General features: G+C 56.1%; 19 protein-coding genes. 13 read left to right on the top strand and 6 right to left on the bottom strand.

Translation table 11 applies throughout. The features are described from left to right. Nucleotides 1-343 precede the first annotated feature (343 nt). Genes ACIP21_RS24410 through ACIP21_RS24400 form a run of 3 tightly spaced genes read left to right on the top strand, consistent with a single transcriptional unit; the run spans nucleotide 344 to nucleotide 2,426 of the window. Entirely contained in the window at nucleotides 344-1,690 is a 1,347-nt protein-coding gene (locus ACIP21_RS24410; protein WP_400693174.1) for an MFS transporter, read from the top strand. 32 nt (nucleotides 1,691-1,722) lie between these two features. Then, nucleotides 1,723-2,073 carry a cupin domain-containing protein gene (locus ACIP21_RS24405; RefSeq protein ID WP_400693171.1) on the top strand — a complete coding sequence of 117 codons (351 nt, stop codon included), beginning with the start codon at nucleotides 1,723-1,725 and terminating at the stop codon, nucleotides 2,071-2,073. Between the two features lie 11 nt (nucleotides 2,074-2,084). Further along, a complete protein-coding gene (locus tag ACIP21_RS24400) occupies nucleotides 2,085-2,426 on the top strand; it encodes a RidA family protein (protein ID WP_400693167.1) in 342 nt (113 codons plus the stop codon). 60 nt (nucleotides 2,427-2,486) lie between these two features. On the opposite strand, the gene ACIP21_RS24395 is transcribed toward ACIP21_RS24400, so the two are convergent. Further along, nucleotides 2,487-3,548 (bottom strand): GlxA family transcriptional regulator, encoded by a 1,062-nt coding sequence (locus ACIP21_RS24395; protein ID WP_400693164.1) that lies wholly within the window; start codon nucleotides 3,546-3,548, stop codon nucleotides 2,487-2,489. A 217-nt stretch (nucleotides 3,549-3,765) separates the two neighbouring features. Here ACIP21_RS24395 and ACIP21_RS24390 point away from each other — a divergent pair, with 217 nt between their 5' ends. From ACIP21_RS24390 to ACIP21_RS24350, 9 genes are all read left to right on the top strand, one after another. Continuing rightward, nucleotides 3,766-5,157: an NAD(P)/FAD-dependent oxidoreductase gene (locus ACIP21_RS24390; RefSeq protein ID WP_400693161.1), complete on the top strand. Its 1,392-nt coding sequence runs from the start codon at nucleotides 3,766-3,768 to the stop codon at nucleotides 5,155-5,157. Between the two features lie 11 nt (nucleotides 5,158-5,168). Further along, complete coding sequence (locus ACIP21_RS24385) at nucleotides 5,169-6,137, top strand: NAD(P)-dependent oxidoreductase (RefSeq protein WP_400693158.1); 969 nt, start codon at nucleotides 5,169-5,171, stop codon at nucleotides 6,135-6,137. Further along, on the top strand, nucleotides 6,134-7,585 hold the full coding sequence (locus tag ACIP21_RS24380) for an aldehyde dehydrogenase family protein (protein WP_400693155.1): 1,452 nt from the start codon (nucleotides 6,134-6,136) through the stop codon (nucleotides 7,583-7,585). Before ACIP21_RS24385 ends, ACIP21_RS24380 begins: the two co-directional genes overlap by 4 nt. 94 nt (nucleotides 7,586-7,679) lie before the next feature. Further along, nucleotides 7,680-9,323, top strand: a complete 1,644-nt coding sequence (locus tag ACIP21_RS24375; protein WP_400693152.1) for an acetolactate synthase large subunit — start codon at nucleotides 7,680-7,682, stop codon at nucleotides 9,321-9,323. A 10-nt stretch (nucleotides 9,324-9,333) separates the two neighbouring features. Continuing rightward, nucleotides 9,334-10,776, top strand: coding sequence for an NADP-dependent succinate-semialdehyde dehydrogenase (gene gabD, locus ACIP21_RS24370; protein ID WP_400693149.1), 1,443 nt, complete (start codon nucleotides 9,334-9,336; stop codon nucleotides 10,774-10,776). A gap of 56 nt (nucleotides 10,777-10,832) precedes the next feature. Further along, a complete protein-coding gene (locus ACIP21_RS24365; RefSeq protein ID WP_400693146.1) occupies nucleotides 10,833-11,855 on the top strand; it encodes an aldo/keto reductase in 1,023 nt (340 codons plus the stop codon). A 126-nt stretch (nucleotides 11,856-11,981) separates the two neighbouring features. Further along, entirely contained in the window at nucleotides 11,982-13,016 is a 1,035-nt protein-coding gene (locus tag ACIP21_RS24360; protein ID WP_400693143.1) for an ABC transporter substrate-binding protein, read from the top strand. A 433-nt stretch (nucleotides 13,017-13,449) separates the two neighbouring features. Further along, entirely contained in the window at nucleotides 13,450-14,778 is a 1,329-nt protein-coding gene (locus ACIP21_RS24355) for an MFS transporter (protein WP_400693392.1), read from the top strand. Nucleotides 14,779-15,325: 547 nt separating this feature from the next. Then, nucleotides 15,326-15,481 (top strand): hypothetical protein, encoded by a 156-nt coding sequence (locus tag ACIP21_RS24350; RefSeq protein WP_400693141.1) that lies wholly within the window; start codon nucleotides 15,326-15,328, stop codon nucleotides 15,479-15,481. 181 nt (nucleotides 15,482-15,662) lie between these two features. Here ACIP21_RS24350 and ACIP21_RS24345 read toward each other — a convergent pair whose 3' ends face one another. Next, on the bottom strand, nucleotides 15,663-16,982 hold the full coding sequence (locus ACIP21_RS24345; protein ID WP_400693139.1) for an NAD(P)/FAD-dependent oxidoreductase: 1,320 nt from the start codon (nucleotides 16,980-16,982) through the stop codon (nucleotides 15,663-15,665). Nucleotides 16,983-17,169: 187 nt separating this feature from the next. Here ACIP21_RS24345 and ACIP21_RS24340 point away from each other — a divergent pair, with 187 nt between their 5' ends. Continuing rightward, a complete protein-coding gene (locus tag ACIP21_RS24340; protein WP_400693136.1) occupies nucleotides 17,170-18,060 on the top strand; it encodes a DMT family transporter in 891 nt (296 codons plus the stop codon). A gap of 57 nt (nucleotides 18,061-18,117) precedes the next feature. Here the strand turns inward: ACIP21_RS24340 and ACIP21_RS24335 are convergent, their stop codons facing one another. From ACIP21_RS24335 to proX, 4 genes are all read right to left on the bottom strand, one after another. Beyond that, on the bottom strand, nucleotides 18,118-18,453 hold the full coding sequence (locus ACIP21_RS24335; RefSeq protein ID WP_400693133.1) for a RidA family protein: 336 nt from the start codon (nucleotides 18,451-18,453) through the stop codon (nucleotides 18,118-18,120). Nucleotides 18,454-18,647: 194 nt separating this feature from the next. Beyond that, the gene (gene fdhA, locus ACIP21_RS24330) at nucleotides 18,648-19,850 is read right to left on the bottom strand and encodes a formaldehyde dehydrogenase, glutathione-independent (protein WP_400693130.1); all 1,203 of its coding nucleotides are present in this window, start codon (nucleotides 19,848-19,850) and stop codon (nucleotides 18,648-18,650) included. A 39-nt stretch (nucleotides 19,851-19,889) separates the two neighbouring features. Next, nucleotides 19,890-21,236, bottom strand: coding sequence for a dimethylsulfonioproprionate lyase DddP (gene dddP / locus ACIP21_RS24325; RefSeq protein ID WP_400693127.1), 1,347 nt, complete (start codon nucleotides 21,234-21,236; stop codon nucleotides 19,890-19,892). An 88-nt stretch (nucleotides 21,237-21,324) separates the two neighbouring features. Further along, nucleotides 21,325-22,356, bottom strand: coding sequence for a glycine betaine/L-proline ABC transporter substrate-binding protein ProX (gene proX / locus ACIP21_RS24320; protein ID WP_400693125.1), 1,032 nt, complete (start codon nucleotides 22,354-22,356; stop codon nucleotides 21,325-21,327). Nucleotides 22,357-22,385 lie beyond the last annotated feature (29 nt).

Raw genomic sequence — 22,385 nt, 5'->3', positions numbered from 1 at the left:
CAAGGCCCTATAACGTTTGGGACATCTCATGTGATGATCGGGCAGGGCTGCTGACGAGCTGGGTGTGCGGCCTTGGTTTTTCGAGCGCCAGGGGATTCATACGACTACTTGTCATAATTGTTATATGGGTATGCGTGCAGGAGTGACATAGTGATTCACAGGTGGCGCGCGACGCATGGTCGCAGCTCTAAGTGACTGATTTAGGAGAGGGAGTTGTACAGAGCAAGCACGCGACAATCGTCAGCGCGCAACTTTGGCGTGCCCGTAAACTTGTAATATTGGACCTTGCGTCACAGTGATTAGCTGGGCGTTACTGCAATAACAAATATAAAAGGAAACTTCAATGTCGAGTTGTAAACGATCCATTGAAGACGCTTCCCTTAATGGCTTCCATAAGAAATTGGCGTTTTCTACCTCTGGCAGTCCGTTCCTGGACGGGTATGTCCTGAGCATCATCGGTGTGATCATGTCGCACCTGTCTTCTGCCTTGCAGATCAATCTGTTCTGGGAGGGTCTGATCGCCTCCGCTGCGCTGATTGGACTGTTCTTCGGCGGTTTTCTAGGCGGTTGGTTTACTGACCGTTACGGTCGCAAGTTGCTCTACGTGATCGACATCGCCGTGATCATAGTGATTTCGATTGCCCAGTTCTGGGTGGATTCTGCCTGGATGCTGTTCTTGTTCAGGTTGTTGATCGGTGTGGTGGTTGGGGCGGACCTGCCTATTGCCACCTCCTTGCTCGCCGAGTTCCTTCCGCGGAAGGCTCGAGGTCCTTTGCTGGCGAGTATGGTTGTGAGTTGGTTCGTAGGGGCCGCGGTAGCTTATGGGGTAGGGGAGATGCTTCTGCGCCTAGGTGGCGCCGATGCGTGGCGCTGGGTGCTGGCCAGTGCCGCTGTGCCAGGGCTGCTCCTGTTTATACCGCGTATGCTTACCCCAGAGTCGCCGCGCTGGTTGATTAGCAAGGGCCGTATTGCTGAGGCGGACGAGATCATTAAAGGGATCTACGGTCCGGATTACTCGTCGCGTGATCTGCCGGAGCCGGCCAGCAAGAAGAAGGTGTCTGTTGCTTCGTTGTTCCATTCTGGGTACGGCAAGCGCATGGTTTTCGTGACCTTGTTCTGGACCTGCTCGATTGTGCCGTTGTTCGCAATCTACGCCTTTGCACCGAAAGTCTTGCAGGCGCTGAAACTCTCGGATGACATGGCAAGTGTGGGCTCGATCGCCATCACCGTCTTGTTTGTGGTCGGCTGTCTTGCGGCAACACGTGTCATCAACAGCATGGGGCGCCGGCCTATGGTCATACATAGCCTCTTCTGGTCGGGGGTTGCGCTAGCAGTACTGGGTTTCTTCCCTGATGCAGCTCCGGCGATAGTCCTGTTCTTGTTCGGCGCTTATGCATTTGTGATCGGCGGTGCGCAGGTCTTGCAATACGTGTATCCCAACGAGCTTTTCCCGACCGAGATTCGCGCCTCTGGTGTTGGCCTGGCTACTTCACTTTCACGTATCGGCGCTGCTGCCGGTACGTACCTTGTACCTATTTCTCTGGCATCACTCGGCATTGGTCCCACCATGCTGGCTGCTGCTGCGATTTCCCTGTTCGGCGCTCTGGCGTCGTGGTGGCTTGCTCCAGAGACCGCGAAACTCGACCTGCAACAAGCATCTTCTCTGGATGTTTGCGCCGGCGCGCGCTGATCCAGACATTTCAATCAAACGGAGATTTTTTCATGAGCCAAGTTCTTACTGTCGTGCGTCAAGCTGCTGAGTCCCCGCTGGGTGAGATGGCTCCGGCAAAGCTGCCAATCGGCGACGTAATCGCCCATGCAGCGACTGGTCAGCATCAGACTGATGAAGCTGTTAATGCAGCAATTGGTGTGTGGGAAAGCAGCCCAGGTGTTTTCCGTCGTCACCTGAAAAACCGTGAGTTTAGCCACATTGTAAGCGGCTCCTGCACCTTCACCCCCGACGGCGGTGAGCCTGTTGAGTTGCGTGCTGGTGATGCTGTGCTGTTCCCGGAAAACTGTGAAGGCGTCTGGAACATCCACGAGACGCTGCGCAAGACCTACGTCCTGTTCTAAGGAGCTGGTACATGATTGAGCGTATTAACCCAGGTAAGCGTGCCAGTCAGCTGGTTGTTATCGGTGGCCGGATTGAGACTTCCGGCATCGTGGCACAGAATCTCGACGGCGATATCACTGAGCAGACCCGCTGTGTTTTGAGTCAGCTGGAGGCGTGGTTGGCCCAGGTGGGTGCTACCAAGGCCAATCTGTCGCGTATGCAGATCTGGCTGGCGGATATGGCTGAGTTCGATCGCATGAACGAGGTTTATGACGCCTGGGTGGGCGAAGCTCCGCCTGTGCGGGCTTGCGTCGGTGCGCCGCTTGCCGCGCCTGGCTATCGGATTGAGATTCAAGCGTTCGGGCAGCTCTAGTCCTAGGCTCGAAATACAAAAAAGCCGCCGCAACTCAGGTTGCGGCGGCTTTTTCATTGGCTACAGGTCTGGATCCAAGCCTGCGCTGTCTCCGTGCCAGTCAAAGCGCTCCACCTCATGGCGTCGTTTGCGGAAGGTGTAGGGAGTCTCCCCATATAGCTTGCGGAACCAAAGAATAAAGTGTGACGCATCGGAAAAGCCGCAGGCCAGTGCGATGGTGGTGATGTTCTGGCTGGTATTCACGAGCAAGCGGCGCGCATGCTCAAGGCGTAATTTGCGCCAATAGTTGGCAGGTGGCTCCTGCGTGTTGGCGACAAACTCGCGGTGGAGTTGCCGTGGGTGAGTCCCTACCGCTTCCGCAACCGTTTGGAGGGTCATCGACGCGTCCAGATGTGCTCGCATAAACTCGATGGCGCGTTGAACTCTGTCGTTCTGATACACGCTTTCACTAGCTGCTGCCGCTCTCTCATCTTCTCGGCGCTCCTCGACCAGCAGGTACTCAAGGCCTTTCTGGGCGCGCACAGCGCCGCAGTGACGTCTGATCAGGTTCGCTGCCAAGTCGATGGCGGTGCCGCCGGGACAGGTGATGATTCCTCGATCATCGACGTAGCTCTTGTCGATGACCATTGTTGAGGCGGGGAACCGCTCCTTGAACTCGTCTCTCAACGTGAAGTGAACTGCACAGCGACGGCCGTCTAATAGCCCTGCTTTTCCCAACACGAATGAGCCGGAGCACAGGGCGATGATCGGTATGTGCGCAGCGTTCACACTACGTAGCGCGTCGAGCAGCCAGTCGGGCGGATTCCTGGTTTCTCCAAGCAGCCCTCCAGCAATGACGATGTAGTCGTACTGGGCGAACATGTTTAGGGGCTTGGTCGGATGGATTGGCATGCCGCAGCTGGCGGTGATGGGCTGATCATTCAGCGTCATCCAATCCCATTGGCAAAACAGTTGCTGGCTGCGGAAGGACTTGTCTGCTGCGAAGCGCAGCGAGTCAACCAGCCCGGCAACCGGTACCAAGGTGAACTGGTTCAGCAGCACAAAGCCTACCCTCAGTTCGGGCTTGACCGGCAGCTTGATATCCGCCTCGAGCGGAGCGTCATAGTGCTCTTGGTGAACCATGGACGAATACCTCACCTCATCGTGATTGCCTACATTTTAGATGGAGTGCAGGGTCCGGAATATCATATCAATCTCAGCAAGTAGAAAAAACGGGACAAAAGGTAGTCCCTAGGCGTGCTTCTACTATCAATTGTCATGCTTGTTACAGCGAGAGTGCCCCTAGGGTGAGCATTATGTTGCAAAAACCAACATGCTCTTACGCAAAGGCACCAATACTATGTACCGTGGATTCTGGTATGCCCAGGCACTCGACCTGGACAGCGATCTGGCCCCTGCTTTGCAGGATTCAATTCAAGCTGACGTCTGTATCGTCGGTGGCGGTTTCCTTGGCCTGTGGTCGGCCATCCGCCTGAAACAGGCGCACCCGGAAAAAACTATCGTTATTGTCGAGCGCGACCGTTGCGGTTCTGGCGCGAGTGGACGTAACGGCGGCGTTGCCACGAACTGGTGGGGCAAGTATCTGTCCGTGCGCACCATCTGCGGCGATGTAGAAGCTCGGCGTATCTGTGAAGCTGCTGAGTCTGCCATCGACGAAATTGGTAGCTTCTGCCAGGAGCACGGTATCGATGCTCAGTACCGTAAAGATGGTTGGTTGTGGACAGCCACTAACCAGCGCCAAATGGGCTCTTGGAAAGTTCTGACTGACGGCCTTCAAAAGCTCAATGTGAACCCATTCCAGGAGCTGGATCGCGAGACCATTCGCGGTCGCGTTGGCTCGCCACTCGTCTTGGGTGGTATCTACGACCCTAATGCTGCCACGGTGCAGCCAGCCATGCTGGCTCGCGGCCTGCGCCGAGTGGCGCTGAAGCTCGGGGTGAAGATTTTTGAGAAATCACCGTTCACTCACCTGGAGCGCGGCAAAAACCCGGTGGTGCATACCGCTATGGGACGCGTGAAAGCTAACCACGTTGTCTTGGCTCTGAATGCTTGGGGTGCTCAGTTCCCCGAGCTGCGTCGCATGATCGCGATCATGTCCAGTGACATGGTGGCCACCGCGCCGGTAAAGGCCAAGCTTGACGCCATCGGCTTCAGCGGCGGCGAGTGCATGACTGATTCGCGCACCGTACTCAACTACTGGCGCAACACCCCGGATGGCCGTGTGGTGTTCGGCAAGCCGCTGGGCCAGTTCGCCTACGCCGGGCGAATCGGCAACCTCTATGAAAAGCCGTCGCCCGCCGCTGACAAGGTCGCCGCCGAGCTGCGCCGCCTGTACCCACAGCTGGCTGACGTGCCGGTGGTCAGCAGCTGGACCGGCCCGATCGACCGCGCCATGAAAGGCCTGCCGAACTTCGGCTATCTGGACCACCACCAGACGGTGAGCTATGGCATCGGCTTCTCGGGTAACGGTGTTGCCACCACGGTCTTCGCCAGCCGCATCATCAAGTCGCTGGCTACCCACGCGAACGATGAGTGGGCCAACTGTGGCTTGGTCAATCAGAAGATGAAACTACTGCCGCCTGAGCCTTTCCGCTTCTTTGGTGCACATATGGTGCGCGACGCTCTGGTGCGAAAGGAGTCCCTTGAAGACCACGATCAGGACGCAGGTTTCATCACTCGCCAACTGGTTGCCATGGCACCGGCCGGCTACGTTCCCGCCCAGAAAAAATAAGTAATAGGATTATGAGCGAACACATTGTCTTTCTCGACGACGAGGGTCTTGCGGCCTCGACGCGTCTGAAACGCCCTGACTGCGAACATACCTGGGAGCAGTTTGCATACACCCATCCTGACCAGGTGCTCGAGCACCTGAAAGATGCCACGGTTGCACTGACTTGCAGCGTACCGCTTCGTGAGGAGCACCTGCGTCAATTGCCGAAACTGAAGATGATTTCGTTGGCATTAACTGGCCGCGACATTGTCGACGTCGATTACTGCGATGCTCACGGCATCGAGGTGTCCAGCGTCCCTGGGTATGCTGCGAACACGGTGGCCGAACACAGCATGGCGATGATGCTAGAGCTGTTCCGTCGTCCGGCGGCTTTCAGCCGGCTTATGCGTAAAGTGCATGCAGGGCAGGCCGAGTACAAAAACATCTATTTCGACCACCGCATCCGTGATGTGCGAGGCAAACAGATGGCGATCATTGGCAGCGGTCCTATTGCCATCCGCCTGGCCGAGCTGGCGCGTGCTTTTGGCATGGAAGTGTTGTTTGAAGACCGAGGCGGCAAACGTCCTGGGCCTGAGAATCGCTCGCTGGAAAGCCTACTCAAAAGCTGTGATGTCCTGTCAATCAATGCGCCATTGACGCCTGAAACCTATAACTTGATCGACGCTGACAAGCTCGCGTTGATGAAGCCTGATGCGCTGCTCATCAACACCGGGCGGGGTGGCATCGTAAACGAAGCCGCTTTGATCGATGCATTGCAAAATGGCCGTTTGGGTGGCGTTGCCTTGGATGTGGTTGAAGTCGAGCCGCTGCACCCGAGCAACCCTCTATTCCAGTTGATCGACCGCGATGATTTCATTCTCAATCCGCACATTGCCTGGAGCAGTGAGGATGCCATGCAGCAGTTGATGGATCGCGCCGTCGACAACATTACTGATTTTGTTGCCCGTCACACCACTGAGAAAAGGATCCGTACCGCATGACCATTGCCACTAAAAGCAGCTTCGTTGACGGCGCTTTCGTTGCCCTGGGTAGCGGCGCTGACATTCTCGAAAACCGCAACCCGTCCAATCCAGGTGAAGTGGTAGAGCGCTTTGAGCGCGCTGACCAGCACCTGACCGAGCAGGCCATTGCTGCTGCACGCCGCGCTCAGCCAGCATGGGCTCGCAGCAACCCTCAGCAACGTGCGGATGCTCTGGACTTTATCGGTACCGAAATCCTCGCTCGCCGTGAAGAACTTGCTGCTCTGCTGGCCCGCGAAGAAGGCAAGATCGTTCGCGAAGCACTTGGTGAAGTTGACCGCGCTGGCCGCTCGTTCAAGTTTTACGCTCAGGAAGCCCTTCGCGCCGACGGTGAAAAGTACCAGTCGGTGCGTCAGGACGTAGGCATTGACGTGTTCACTCAGCCTCTGGGTGTGATTGGCATCATCGCTCCTTGGAACTTCCCGATCGCCATTCCGGCATGGAAGATCGCGCCGGCACTGTGCTTCGGCAACTGTGTGGTATTCAAGCCTGCTGAGCTGGTTCCATCTTCGGCCTGGGCCCTGGCCGAAATCATCAGTCGCTCGGGCTTGCCAGCTGGCGTTTTCAACATGTTGATCGGCCCTGGCCGCAGCGTCGGCGATACCATTATTCGTTCTTCTGAAGTCGATGGCATCAGTTTCACCGGCTCGGAAAACACGGGTCGCCAGATCGCCAAACTTGCTGCTGAAGGCATGAAGAAAGTTCAGCTGGAGATGGGCGGCAAGAACCCACTGATCGTGCTTGATGATGCGGATCTGGAACAAGCCGTGGACGTCGCGCTGAATGGTTCGTTCTTCAGCACTGGTCAACGTTGCACTGCCAGCTCTCGCGTTATCGTGACCGAGGGCATTCATGATGCTTTCGTGGCTCGCCTCGCTGAGCGTACCCGTGCCCTGAAAGTAGGGGATGCATTGCAACCCTCCACCGACATCGGTCCAGTCGTGGATGGTCGCCAGTTGGAGCAGAACCTGTCTTACGTAGCCAGCGGCCGTGAGCAGGGCGCCAAGTTGGTCTGTGGTGGCGAGCGCATCGAGAATGAGGCGGGTGCCTATCTCTTCACGCCTGCACTGTTCACCGAAGTAACCCCCGAAATGCGCATTTATCGCGAAGAAATCTTCGGACCAGTACTGAGCGTGTTGAAGGTCCGCGATTATGAGGAGGCATTTGCCGCCGCTGAGGATACCCAGTTTGGCCTTTCCGCCGGGATTGTGACCACTTCGCTGCGTTATGCGGAGCACTTCAAACGTAACAGCTCGGCAGGCATGGTCATGGTTAACCTGCCAACCGCTGGCGTGGACTACCATGTCCCGTTTGGTGGTAATGGCGCTTCGAGCCTCGGCTCCCGCGAGCAAGGTACTCACGCTCGCCAATTCTTCACTCGCGTTAAAACCACGTACCAACTGGCCTGATAGCCCACCTTTACCCGAAGACCACCCACGGGGCCGCTTGCGGCCCCGCGGGTTCTGCTGCGCCTAATACTCTGAATTTGAGGTTACAAGAAAAATGGCCAAGGCCGCCGATGTCGTTGTGCAATGCCTGGAAAACGAAGGTGTCGAGTATGTGTTCGGCATTCCCGGTGAGGAAAACCTCGACCTGCTGGAATCCCTGCGCAAGTCGAAGATCAAGCTGGTTCTGACCCGCCACGAGCAGTCCGCGGGCTTCATGGCCGCCACATACGGCCGCCTGACCGGCAAGACCGGCGTCAGTCTGTCGACTCTGGGTCCTGGCGCGACCAACCTGGTAACCGCGAGCGCCTACGCCTACCTGGGCGGCATGCCGATGATGATGATCACCGGCCAGAAGCCGATCAAGAAGTCCAAGCAGGGCCGTTTCCAGATCATCGACGTGTGCGGCATGATGGACCCCATCACCAAGTACACTCACCAGTTCGCCTCGGCCGACAACATCCCGGCGCGCATGCGCGAAGCGTTCCGTCTGGCGGAAGAAGAGAAGCCGGGTGCCGTGCATCTGGAGCTGCCTGAAGACATCGCCGCCGAGCAGACCGATGCTCTACCGGTTCCGCGTAGCCTGCACCGCCGCCCACTGGCTGAGCACAAGTCGATTGAAGCTGCTGTTGAGAAACTACTCGCGGCACGAAACCCAATCTTGGTGATCGGCGCCGGTGCCAACCGCAAGATGACCGCCAAGGTCCTTCAGCAGTTAATCGACAAGACCGGTATCCCGTTCATCACTACCCAGATGGGTAAAGGTGTGGTCGACGAGCGCCATCCGCGCTTCCTCGGCAACGCTGCGCTGTCGTCCGGTGACTTCGTCCACCGCGCTGTCGAAGCTGCCGACCTGATCATCAACATTGGCCACGACGTGATCGAGAAGCCGCCGTTCTTCATGGTCCGTGGCGGCACCGAAGTCATCCACATCAGCTTCCGCTCCGCCGAAGTCGATGCCGTGTACTTCCCGCAGGTGGAAGTGATCGGCGACATCGCCAACGCCGTGTGGCAGATCAGCGAAGCGCTGAACGACACCGCGCACTGGGACTTCACCCGCCTGATGGCGATCCGTGAAGCCAACGAAGCGCAGATCGCCGAAGGCGCCGACGACAACCGCTTCCCGGTGTACCCGCAGCGCTTGGTCGCCGACATCCGCCGCGCATTGCCGTCCGAAGGCATCGTGGCCCTGGACAACGGTATCTACAAGATCTGGTTCGCCCGTAACTACAAGGCGCACAAGCCGAACACCGTGCTGCTCGACAACGCCCTGGCGACCATGGGCGCCGGTCTGCCATCGGCAATGGCTGCTCATCTGGTGTACCCGGATCGCGCAGTGATCTCCGTATGCGGCGACGGCGGCTTCATGATGAACAGCCAGGAACTGGAAACCGCAGTCCGTCTGAACATGCACGTCACTGTAGTGATCCTGCGTGACGACGGCTACGGCATGATTCGCTGGAAGCAGGCCAACATGGGCTTCGCCGATTTTGGCCTGGACTACGGCAACCCGGACTTCGTCAAGTACGCCGAATCCTACGGTGCCAACGGCCACCGCGTGGAAAGCGCAGAAGCCTTGCTGCCACTTCTCGAGCACTGCATCAATACCCCAGGTGTACACGTGATCGACTGCCCGGTGGATTACAGCGAGAACGACCGCATTCTGAACATGGATCTGCGCGAACGTAGCGCTGCCATCTAAGGAGTTGGATATGCAACTGAAAGACTCACAATTGTTCCGCCAGCAAGCTTTCATTGATGGCCAATGGCTTGATGCTGATAGCAGCTTGGTAATCCGTGTGACGAACCCGGCCACGGGTGAAGTCATCGGTACCGTGCCGAAGATGGGCACCGCGGAAACCCGCCGCGCCATCGAAGCCGCCGACAAGGCCCTGCCGGCCTGGCGTGCACTGACCGCCAAGGAGCGTTCGGCCAAGCTGCGTCGCTGGTTCGAACTGATGATCGAGAACCAGGACGACCTGGCTCGCCTGATGACCACCGAGCAAGGCAAGCCACTGGCCGAAGCCAAGGGCGAAATCGCCTACGCCGCCTCGTTCATCGAGTGGTTCGCCGAAGAAGCCAAGCGCGTCTACGGCGACACCATCCCGGGCCACCAGCCAGACAAGCGCCTGATCGTCATCAAGCAGCCGATCGGCGTCACCGCGGCCATCACCCCGTGGAACTTCCCGGCCGCCATGATCACCCGTAAAGCTGGACCGGCCCTGGCCGCTGGCTGCACCATGGTGCTCAAGCCTGCCTCGCAAACCCCGTACTCCGCCCTGGCCCTGGTCGAGCTGGCCAACCGTGCCGGCATCCCGGCTGGCGTGCTGAGCGTCGTTACCGGCAGCGCTGGCGAAGTCGGCGGCGAGCTGACTGGCAACTCCCTGGTACGCAAACTGTCCTTCACCGGCTCGACCGATATCGGTCGCCAGCTGATGCAGGAGTGTGCCAAGGACATCAAGAAGGTTTCTCTGGAGCTGGGCGGCAACGCCCCGTTCATCGTGTTCGACGACGCCGATTTGGACAAGGCGGTGGAGGGCGCGATGATTTCCAAATTCCGTAATAACGGTCAGACCTGCGTCTGCGCCAACCGTATCTATGTGCAGGACGGTGTTTACGACGCATTCGCCGAGAAGCTGGCCGCTGCGGTTGCCAAGTTGAAGATTGGTAACGGTCTGCAAGATGGCACCACCACTGGCCCGTTGATCGACGGCAAGGCTGTCGCCAAAGTCCAGGAGCACATCGATGATGCCGTCTCGAAGGGCGCTAAGGTGCTTGCAGGTGGACAGCTGATCGAAGGCCACTTCTTCGAGCCCACTATCCTGGTCAACGTCCCGAACACCGCCGCCGTTGCCAAGGATGAAACCTTCGGTCCGCTGGCGCCACTGTTCCGCTTCAAAGACGAAGCCGAAGTTATTGCCATGTCCAATGACACCGAATTCGGCCTAGCTTCGTACTTCTATGCCCGTGACATGAGCCGTGTGTTCCGTGTCGCCGAGGCCCTGGAATACGGCATGGTCGGTATCAACACCGGCCTGATCTCCAACGAAGTCGCGCCATTCGGCGGCATCAAAGCCTCGGGCCTGGGCCGCGAAGGTTCCAAGTACGGTATCGAGGACTACCTCGAAATCAAATACCTGTGCTTGAGCATCTGAAGACCAGTTTCACTAACGCCCGGCTTCGGTCGGGCCTCTTGAAAGGAACGTCATCCATGCAAGCTTCGCAGCAACGAACGTGGTCTCGTTCAGGCATTCAGACCAGTGTGATGGGGTTTGGGGCGGCCCAGTTGGGCAACTTCATGGCACCTATCAGTGAGGATGCCGCGGCGGGACTGGTCCAGGCTACCTGGGACGCGGGCATTCGATTTTTTGATACCGCACCGAGCTATGGCCATGGTTTGAGCGAGGCGCGCTTAGGACAAGGACTGCGTTGGAAGCCTCGTGACCAATTTGTACTGGCCACCAAGGTAGGTCGGTTGCTGACCCCCCGTCGACGGGAAGCGATCGACTTCGGTTGCTGGATAAAAGGGCTACCTTTCGAGTGGAGATTTGACTACTCCTACGACGGTACGATGAGATCGATCGAAGATAGTCTTCAGCGAACGGGCCTAGAGCGCATTGATGTTGCGCTCATTCATGAAGTCGATGTTTACACCCATGGCAGCCAGCAGCCCGAGGTATTCGATTACGCCATGAAGGGGGCTGGTAGGGCACTGCTTGAGCTTCGTGAACAGGGTGTTGTGAAGTCAATTGGGATCGGCGTCAATGAGAGCGATGTTGCTCATGAGGCCATCCGCCGCGTCGATTTTGACTGTCTTCTGCTGGCAGGGCGCTACACGCTCATCGAGCAAGATGCCTTGAACGACTTTCTTCCCCAGTGTGAAGCACAAGGTGTCTCGGTCATCGTGGGCGGAGGCTACAACAGCGGGATTCTGGCCACGGGCGCGGTTCCTGGTGCGCGGTACAATTATGCACCTGCCGACGCTGATGTGCTGGAGCATGTGCGACGCATCGAGGCCGTATGTATTGACTTTGATGTTCCACTCAAATCGGCAGCGTTGCAATTCATCGCCGCACATCCCTCTGTGGCAAGCATTATTCCTGGTGTGCGCAGCGTCCAGCAGCTCAAGGAGAATATCTCGACATTTGAGCGCGAGATTCCTGACGATTTTTGGCATGAGCTTAAACGCAGATCGCTCATCCGAGCGGATGCACCCACATCAGCTTCGCGCTGACCAAAGTTTTGATCCCTATGGATCCAGCGAGCATTTGCCTCACCGGTTCGGTGCTCGCTTTTTTCTTCATGCAGTACGTTGCACGCAGAACGCTTCTTAACAAAACCAATAAATAAAGAGGGTTTTATGAACAATGGATTTGTCGCTGGTGCAATCACCTGCCTCCTGACCGCACACGCAGCGGCTACAGAGATGACAGTCATCTCTTATGGAGGAGTCAGTAAGACGGTGCAAACCGAGGTGTTCTATCAGCCGTTTGAGGCGGCTCATCAGGTCAAGCTCATAGCCGGGGAATACAATGGCGAGATGGGGCGCATCAAGGTCATGGTCGACACCAACAGCGTGAACTGGGATGTCGTTCAGGTAGAGGGTGATGACCTTGTCCGTGGATGCGAGGAGGGCCTATTCGAACCCTTGGATCAAGCGCGACTTGGCAAGGAGGAAGACTTCGTGCCAGGCACACTGTCTGACTGCGGCGCGGGATTGTTGGTATGGTCGATGGCTATGGCCTACAACACTGACGCGTTGTCTGTAACCCCCAATGGCTGGCAAGATTTCTGGGACATCAAGAAATTTCCGGGGAAGCGCGCTCTACGCAAAGGGCCGAAGTTCACCCTTGAGGCTGCACTGATGGCTGACGGAGTTCCTCGCGAGGAGATCTATAAGGTTCTCTCCACCCCCGAAGGTGTAGATAGGGCTTTCAATAAGCTGGATGAGATCAAGCCATACATTCAGTGGTGGGAGGCCGGTGCTCAGCCCATGCAGTTCCTAGCCAGCAAAGACGTGGTAATGACCACAGCCTTCAACGGCCGGATCTATGCCGCCCAGCAGTCTGGCGCGCACATCAAGCCGATCTGGAATGGAAGCATTTACGCTATCGACTACTGGGCCGTACCGCGGGGAAGCAAAAACAAGGACCTCGCGGAAGACTTCATCGCATTCACCCTTCGCCCAGAGAATCAGGAAAAGCACACCACTCAGCTGGGATACGGCTCAGTCAATTTGCATACTGCTAGCTTGCTTGATCCAGCGCTGGCGGCGCAGCTCAACACTGCGCCTGCAAACATGGCGCAATCGATGGCCGTCAGCAGCGATTTCTGGATCGATCACGGTGAGGAGTTGCAGGAACGCTTCAATGCTTGGGTTGCCCGCAAAAGCTGAGTGAAGCATAGGCAAGCGGCGCATAGCCGCTTGCCTATGGGCATTGTGAGGGGAGGGCAAAAATATCGTAATTCGGACAGAGTAAAATAGCCGAGATTTCGCATTCTTTGAGGTAATCCTTCTATTTCTTAAACTCATGCGAGCTTAATCTGAACGCGTCTTAGGATTTTGCTCGGCAAGCGCAGCGACCGCTCGTTTCATCACGAGAGTACGATGTACTAAGGATCGTCAGAGAGCCGATGGGCATGGATTGCTGTATTCATTCGCATAAATGAAGTGAGGTCTAGGGACACTCGCGCCATTTGTTCGAATAGCTAGGTCATACAAAAACAATACGATAATTCACCAGGTTTCGGGCTTGCGTGCCAGTGTGCAGGAATGTCAGCTTCAGGTGAGTTATTTAGCATCGAGCAGCAAAAGAGACAGCAAAATAATGTCAAATAAACAAAAAATTTCGTTAGAAGATGCCCCCCTCAACAGTTTCCACAAGAAGCTTGCCGTCTACTCCTCAGGCGCGCCATTCTTGGATGGATACATTCTTAGCATTATTGGTGTCGTCCTAGTTCAGTTGAGCCAATCACTTCAGCTAAGTGTCTTTGAAGAAGGCATGGTTGCCGCGGCTTCCTTGGTCGGCATGTTCTTCGGTGGGTTCGTAGGTGGTCTTTTCACCGACAAACTGGGCCGGAAAACGCTCTACGTGCTGGTGCTGGTTGCTTTGGCTGTATTCTCCCTGGGTCAATTTTGGGTGAACTCCGCTGCGGCCCTGATTGTGCTGCGCTTGATGCTCGGTGTGGCTATTGGTGCGGACCACCCACTAGCGACGTCATTGCTCGCTGAATTCTTGCCGAAAAAGCAACGCGGCTCAATTTTGGCCAGTTTGGTGATGATGTGGTTTGTCGGTGCGGCAGTCGCTTACGTCGCGGGTGAGTTCATCCTTCGCGCCATGGGACCGGAGGCTTGGCGTTGGGCTTTGGCCAGTGCAGTCGTACCGGCGGTACTCTTCCTGATTATGCGCGCCGGTACCCCGGAGTCCGCACGTTGGTTGCTGAGTAAAGGCCGAGTCGCTGAGGCAGACCAGGTGATCAAGAAGGTGTATGGCGACAAGTTCTCTGTTGCGGATCTGCCAGAACCCGTCAGTGAGCGTCGCGTTTCGGTCTCGTCGTTGTTCCACTCGCACTATGGCAAGCGCATCTTCTTCGTAAGTATCTTCTGGACTTGTTCGATTATCCCGCAATTCGCAATCTATGCCTTTGCACCTAAAATCCTCTCTGCCATGGGCCTCACCGGAGACTTGGCTGCCTGGGGTGCGGTGGCTATTACCATTATCTTTGTCTTCGGCTGCCTGCTTGGGGTGAAGCTGATCAACCCGATGGGCCGTCGCAATATGCTCATCCACAGCTTCCTTTGGTCTGGATTGGCATTGCTGCTACTTGGCCTTTATCCGGATGGTGCAGGCTTGGTAACTCTCGCTCTGTTCGGTAGCTACGCCTTGTTCATCGGTGGCGCTCAGGTGCTCCAGTACGTCTATCCCAATGAATTGTTCCCTACTGAGGTTCGTGGTTCCGCGGTTGGATTGGCAACATCGCTGTCGCGTATCGGTGCGGCGATTGGTACTTATCTTGTGCCGATGTCTCTTTCCTCTATCGGTATTGCTAACACCATGATTGCTGCTTTCGGAATCTCGATGGTCGGTCTGTTCTTTACCTGGCTGATGGCTCCGGAAACACGCTCGCTTGACCTTGCTCAGGCAAGTGCAGCCTAGTACCTAAATTATCTGCTCTTGTTGTGTCACTTTGGGCGCGTCTTCAAATTGAAAACGCGCCATTTTTTATGAGTTATCAGAAGTAGTAGCCCACATTGCTGTAGACCTGGTTCTCCTAGCGGTTACTACTGCCCCCGCCCAAGCTCTGTGTGAAGTCACCGATGTAAGAGTCACTGCGCCCGTGCAGCCACTCAAAAGCAACCCAGATCGACCCCAGGATTTCTCGGATCATCTGGCGGTGAGCCGCCATTGTCTGGGTACCGAGCGGGCCACGTATGAAGCGCAGTAGCCAAGCGCTGGCCATCGCGATCTGTGTCATTGCTGTGTAAGGTCGAGGAGAGTAGCGCCAAGCCAAGCGGCCGCCCTGACTGGTGCCGCGGCCCTATTGCGCGGTAATTGGATAGTAGGCCGCGCTGAAGTCATAGCGGTCGAACGCTACCAACGTCCTTGAGGCTGAGTACTGGCTGTCCTCTAGACCGATTACGTTGCTGAGGATCTCGAATAAGGTGTTGCCGAGGTAGTTGCCCAAGCCGAGGGATATGTCGGTTTGGCCAATCTGGAGCTGGTGCGCGGGGAAAAACTTGTAGTTTATCCAGGGATGCTCGAAGAAGGCGGTGCCGCCGATGCCATCGGATTATCGATACTGGTGGCGTTGCCGTACAAGCGATATTGCGCGGATCCCATCCGCTTCTCCAAATTGTAGCCGGCGCGCAGGATCACGGTGTCGAAGTCGAACCTGGAAAAGTGCCGGTCCGGATCGATGTCAAACCTCGGAATCTAAGATCCGGAAAAATGCTGGAAGAAGGCTTTGGATCATCCCTAGAGCATCATTCACATGTCCCGCCAGGGTTCATCCAAAGCGAAACATGTGAGTGCTAGGGTACTTAGCTTTCTTTACCAGCGCGCATCTGGCCCCAGCGGAGGTTCGCATTTACACCGATGCTGAGGAAAGGCTCAGGCGGGTTTCGGTTGGGACCGTCAGAGTTGAGTAGGAAGTCGATCAGTTCATCACTCTCGCCTGCTAACCAGTCAGCGAGCAGTGTGCCTGTAGCCGTTCCGCGGGTTATGCCAAGGCCGTTGCAGCACAACGCTGCGTGGATGTTCGGCGCCAAGCTTCCGAAGTGCGAGAGATGGTTACGCGACAAGCACATTGAGCCACCCCAGGTGTACTCGAAGGGCATGCCTGCGAGCATGGGAAACCGCCGTTCGAAAGAAGCACGGTGCTGTCGACCGGCACGATCAAGGTAGCGCTGGTGTGCGCGACCGTCAGCGTTGAAGCTAAAACTGTTCCGAACCAGCAGGCGCTGGTCGGGCGTCCGGCGAAGGGTGCTCCCGAATGGGTCTGCCGGGATGATACCCCAGGTTCTCTTGCCCCCAAGACGCGTTTGCTCCTCTTGGGTCAAGGGGCGGGTCATGCTCGCATAGGTGAAGATCGGCAGAAGTCGACCAGTTAGAAAACCGAAGTGGCTTGCGAAGGCATTGTTGGTAAGCAGCAGCTGATCCGCGATGATTTCACCGTTCTTATGCTTCAGCGTCGTGCGCTGTCCTTGCTCAAGATGGGTGATCACCGTGTTCTCATACAGAATCACATTATCAGGCAGGCTTTCGGCAAGCCCTTTAGCGAGAGCTGCTGGCTGAAGCAGCAATGTTCCCGGTGTGAAGAGAGCTTTGCGGTAGAAATCTGTACCTAAGTGATCGGCGACATCAGGACCATCAATCATCTCATAGGGCTGGCCGAGCTTATCCAGACCACTGCGGTATGCGTCCAGAACGGCTAGTCCCTTGGGCTCAATCGCGGCCTGGTATTTTCCATCTGGTCGCATTTGACAATCGATGCCGTGCTGCTCAATCAAAATCTTGAGGATAGCTTGGGCACGGAGGTTTAGCTTCAGGTTCATGCGGGCCGTAGGAAGGTCGCCGATGTAGTCAGGAGCGCCAATGTCGTGAGGTAAGTCGATTGCGAAGCCTGAATTTCGACCGGAAGCGCCGAACCCGACTTGCTGAGCCTCAACCAGAACAACCAGATCATCGGGGTAGCGGATTGCCAATTGCCTCGCTGCGGCAAGACCAGTGAATCCCGCGCCCAGAACAACCCAACGTGCTTCAGTACGCCCGCTATGGGCTTGCTCTACGGTACGAGGAGGGCTCAGGTGAAACCACCCACAACCGTTGTCGTCGGCGGGTGTCGAGGTATTTCTGTACATGTGACTCTTCTTGGGGTGTTGTTTTTGGCAACTATCGCATCCGCTGAAAGAGCGAAATATAACGTTACGGACAACAAATATGACAGCTAAGAGTTTGGCGTAATTTTTGTATACTTTGTGCCTATCGCCAATGTAAAAATGCAATGTCCATTCGGATGTTCAATAACAATAAATACAGGAAAGCATTGTGGATCGAAGCATCAGCGCGACATCTCAGGGGAGAGGCATCCGTATTGGGATCGGCCTGTGCCTACTCTCGATGTTCATCTTCGCGGCGCAAGACGGTGTTACGAAAACTCTGGTCCAGGACCTGCCAATTGCTCAGCTGGTCATGGTCCGGTATTGGTTTTTCTTGCTCTTCGCGATCGTATTCGTGTCGATGAAGGGTGAGATGAGGAGGGCGATCAAGAGTGCTCATCCGATGCTTCAGATAGTCCGAGCTTTGCTGGGCGTGTTTGAGATAGCCGTGTTCGGGCTGGCATTGCATTATCTGGGGCTTGCAGAAACCCATGCGATTTATGCAATTTTTCCATTGTTGACAATGGTCCTGGCCGGTCTTGTACTGCGAGAGCATGTCACCCTACGTCAGACTATTGCTGCGGTGATTGGATTTATCGGGACGCTGATCATCCTCCAGCCAGGCATGGGCGTGTTCAGCGTGGCATCGCTGATCCCTTTGCTGGCCGCGTTTATGTTCGCTATGTTCAACATCTTGTCGCGGAAGATCAGTCAGACTGACTCCTTTGGCACCAACATGCTCTACATGGGATTTTGGGGAGCCGTAGCCTCGACCTTAACCGGTTTGCCGCAGTGGATAATGCCTACTACGCATGAGTGGGGGCTGTTGCTCACTCTCTGTGTTACAGGGGTGGCCGCACAACTACTCTTGCTTCAAGCCCTTAAATATACGACGGCGGTCATTCTACAGCCCTTCAATTATTCACTATTGATATTCGCTTCGCTGATCGGTGTCGTATGGTTCAGGGAAGCTTTGGATGGTTTTCTGATCGTTGGTTCGGTGCTGGTAGTCGTAGGGGGGATTTTCTCGATCAAGCGTTTCAGTAATGGTAATTCATAATTAACAAGATTTTTAGACTTCAATGGACGTTGAAATTCTGTGGTGCTTTTTTGTGAATCAACCAAACGCTTGGATTTCAATCCGATAACCGGGGAGGGCTAGTTGGGCTCCGACGCAAGCGCGTACTGGGGGCTGGTCGCCCACCCACACATCGTATATTTCGTTCATGCTCTCAACCTCGCTCATATCTGCGAGCCAAATTTGGATGCGCGTCAGGTCGGCTTTAGTTGCGCCAATCTGAGCCAACCAGTCATCGAGCTGGCCCAGGACACAGCGCGTTTGCTCCGAAATATTCCCATCTAGATCTTGGGCAACAATGCCTGAGGTTTCGATACGACCGTCTACCAGAATCATTTGGCTTGCCCGCTTTCCGGGGTTGATACGTTGGATCATTGTTAAATCCTCAGAGCAGATTTTAGTGTGGGATACTAAACGTCGTCATGAAATCTCAAAAACCATGACTACAGGCTTATCTACCCGCAGGGAATAGCCGAACCGCCGCGCGTCAAGTGCAGATGGTCTGGTCAATACTACGGTGTACCACCCATCTCACTGAAGGGCGAAGAGAGTGGTACGCCGATGGCTAGTTACACTGCGCTAAACGTTTTATGCGGGTCGATGACAAACTTCTTCGGCACCCCGGCATCAAATTCGCCGTAACCTTCGGGAGCTTGGTCCAGACTGATGACTTGGACACCAACGATCTCGGCAATGTTAATACGGTCCCACATGATGGCTTGCATCAATGCGCGGTTGTATTTCATGACTGGGGTCTGGCCGGTGTGGAAACTGTGCGATTTTGCCCAGCCCAAGCCAAAGCGGATACTCAACGCACCGATCTTTGCAGCTGCATCATGAGCGCCTGGGTCTTCGGTCACATAAAGCCCTGGAATACCAATTTTGCCCGCGACTCGGGTTACTTGCATCAAAGAGTTGAGCACGGTGGCCGGAGCCTCGTGCTTGGCACCTTCGTGGCCGTGGCCACGGGCTTCGAAACCGACCGCGTCAACGGCGCAGTCAACTTCCGGCTCACCCAAGATATCGATAATTTGTTCGTGCAGAGGGGTATCCTTGGACAGATCGACGACTTCAAAGCCTTGGGCCTTGGCATGCGCCAAACGGGCAGGGTTGAGGTCTCCGACAATCACGCAGGCGGCGCCCAGCAGTCGCGCGGAGGCGGCTGCGGCCAGGCCAACAGGACCGGCACCAGCCACATAGACGGTGCTGCCGGGACCAACGCCCGCGGTTACGGCACCGTGGTATCCGGTCGGGAGGATATCGGAGAGGCAGGTGAGGTCACGGATCTTCTCCATGGCCTTGTCGCGGTTCGGCAGTTTCAACAGGTTGAAGTCCGCGTAGGGCACCAGCACGTATTCGGCTTGGCCACCGGTCCAGTCGCCCATGTCGACATAGCCATAGGCGCCGCCGGCTCGGGCAGGGTTGACGGTGAGGCACACGCCAGTGTGCATCTCTTTGCAAGAGCGGCAGCGACCGCAAGCGACGTTAAATGGCACCGAAACCAAGTCGCCAATTTGCAGATGCTCAACGTCACGACCTTTTTCGATCACTTCGCCAGTGATTTCGTGACCCAGGACCAAACCAACTTGAGCGGTGGTGCGGCCACGGACCATATGCTGGTCGGAGCCACAGATGTTGGTGGAAACCACTTTCAAGATGACGCCGTGCTCGATCTTCTTACCGCGCGGATCCTGCATTTTCGGATAGTCGATGTGCTGAACCTCGACTTTACCTGCGCCCAGATACACGACGCCTCTGTTGCTTGCACTCATGACTTACTTCTCCTTCGTCAAAGGTCTAGCCATTTGAATTCAGTCCTTCAGGAAGCTGTCTTCAAACGGGTAATGAGTCAGCACCTCGCAACCGGTCTCGGTAACGAGGAGCTGATTCTCAAGTTTGATGCCGTCACGCCCGCCCACCTCACCGATATACGCTTCAACACAAAGCGCCATGCCGGGCTCAAGCACGCCGGCGTATCCATGAGACTCGAAGTCTTCTGGATAGCGGATGCAGGGGTATTCATCGCATAGGCCGACGCCATGGAACATGACGCCGTAGCGCTGCTGTCGGCAGGACTCAGGCAGCCGGTGCCCATTGGCGGTGAGTTCCGCGAAGCTGATACCCGGACGTACCAGTTGGGTGTTGAAAGTGATGTGTTCATGCGCAATGCGGTACAGACGTTTTTGCTCCGCAGTAGGCTGTCGTTCGCCGCAAATCCAGCTGCGAGACATGTCTACGCAGAAGCCGTAAACGCCGATCAGATCGGTATCGAAAGAAAGCAGATCCCCATCGCTCAGGACGCGGGGGCCAGACTCTTGATACCAAGGGTTGGTACGAGGTCCGGAACTGAGGATGCGGGTTTCGATCCATTCGCCACCACGGCGAATGTTGCCCGCGTGAAGTGCTGCCCATACGTCGTTTTCAGTAGCACCGTGGCGCATGACCTGGCGCATTTCAGCGATCGATGCCTCGCATGACGCAACTGCACAGCGCATGGCCAAAATCTCGTCCGGGCCCTTAATCACTCGTGCGAACTCTGTCACTTCCTGTCCGCTGTGCACTTCGACACCCAAGGCATCCAGTGCCCGCAAGCCAGAAACCTCGATTCGGTCCACAGCCAATCGACGGTTGTTGCCCGCGTGGACACGCATCAATTCGTCAATTTGCGCCGCGAAGCGCTTGGCGTGCTGTTCGGTATGTTCACCGGTTTCGAAGTAGAAGAACGATGCACCACTGCGCAGTTCGCTCACCAGCGGCAGGTGTGCAGATAAATGCCCGCACCCATGGAAGTCCCAAAGCACAACATGGCCGTTGGCGCTGACGAAGCAGGCCCGCGCTGGGTTATGGGTGGTCCACAGCTGCATGTTGGTCGTATCGGTGGCGTAGCGAATATTGAGCGGGTCGAACAACAGAATCCCTGCCAGATCTTTCTTTACCAACTCTTCTTGTAAGCGTCGCAGCCGGTATTCGCGCATGGTTGGGAGATGGGGCGTTTGCAGTCCCAGAGCTTCCCATTCAGCAAATGCCAGGGGAGTGGGGCCGATTTCAACCCGGTCGTTATCGTCAACTGAACCATCACGTTTAAGTAGAGCAGCGCGCTGTCTGGAAGGATCAATACGGCGTGCATCAGAAGCTATCGAAAACGGCGAACTCATCATGGATACCCCCGCTAACAATTCCTTAGGCGCCCCATACACCTTGTGTAGGGAGCACCCGACGAATGATCTAAGCCTTGATTCACGCAGGTTAGCGATCAGAGACAGCCGCGCCTTTGCGCGCAGCCTCCAACCATCCATCAAAGGTTTGTCGATGTGCAGCAATCCAGTCCTTGGCGTGGCGCTGGATGTCTACAATCTTGTCTTCGCCCTCGTGCAGCTTGAAATTCTCTGCGGATACGTCACCAGCTGGGATCTGGACTTGGGAAAGGAATTTGACCAAGGCGGGGTTCTTGGTCGCGAAGTCTTTGTTGATGGCCGCCTCAACCTTGTCCTTGGCGAAACCAAGATTCTTCCCGTCGTAAGTGGTATCTGCGGCATTTTTGTCGCCATCTGGAAGGTCGGTGTTGGGCACTTCCAGCCATACCACGTCGCGGCCTTCGACGAGAATTCCACCTACCCACTGTGGCAGCCAGGCATAGTAGAAAACAGGCTGACCTTCATTGAAGCGGGCAATAGTGTCAGCGATCAGGGCGGTGTAGGACCCGCGCACATGATTGATGGAGCCATTAAGACCATAGGCTTTGAGGTGGTGCTCAATGACTAGCTCACACCCCCAGCCTGGGTTGCAGCCCGTGAGGTCAGCCTTGCCATCATTGTCGGTGTCGAACAGCTTGGCGATTTCCGGCTTCTTCATGTCGGTGAGGTACTTGATGTTGTGCGCCTCAGCCGTTTTCTTGTCGATCATGTAGCCCTGCACCAGTCCTGGCACCATGTCGCCCACGCGTACCATGGTGTCGTCGCCGCCTGCGCGTTTGTAGAAGCTCGCGTGTAGCTTTTCCCACAGGTTTACCGTGTAGTCTGCGTCCCCGTAGCTGACCGACAACAGCATGGTCGGGATCTCGGTTTCGTTCGGCGTTTTTACCTCGTAGCCCAGTTCTTTCAAGCCGGCGATGACCACTTCACCGAGTACGCGCTCTTCCATGGCCAGCGGGTACGACGGCCTGACGGTCACGCCGTCGCCCGGTTTTTCATAGGAGGCATTGGCGTAGACCGAAGCGAAGCTGATTGCACAGACTGCGAGGCTCTTCAGGAATGCTCGGGGGAGGGTGATCTGAGACATCGTCGTATACCTTTTTATGATTGTTGTTG

The organism is Pseudomonas sp. NPDC089401, from assembly GCF_044749485.1.
Classification (GTDB): domain Bacteria; phylum Pseudomonadota; class Gammaproteobacteria; order Pseudomonadales; family Pseudomonadaceae; genus Aquipseudomonas.
The sequence above is the reverse complement of the archived record's forward strand: the minus strand, read 5'-3'. Positions and strand labels throughout refer to the sequence as shown.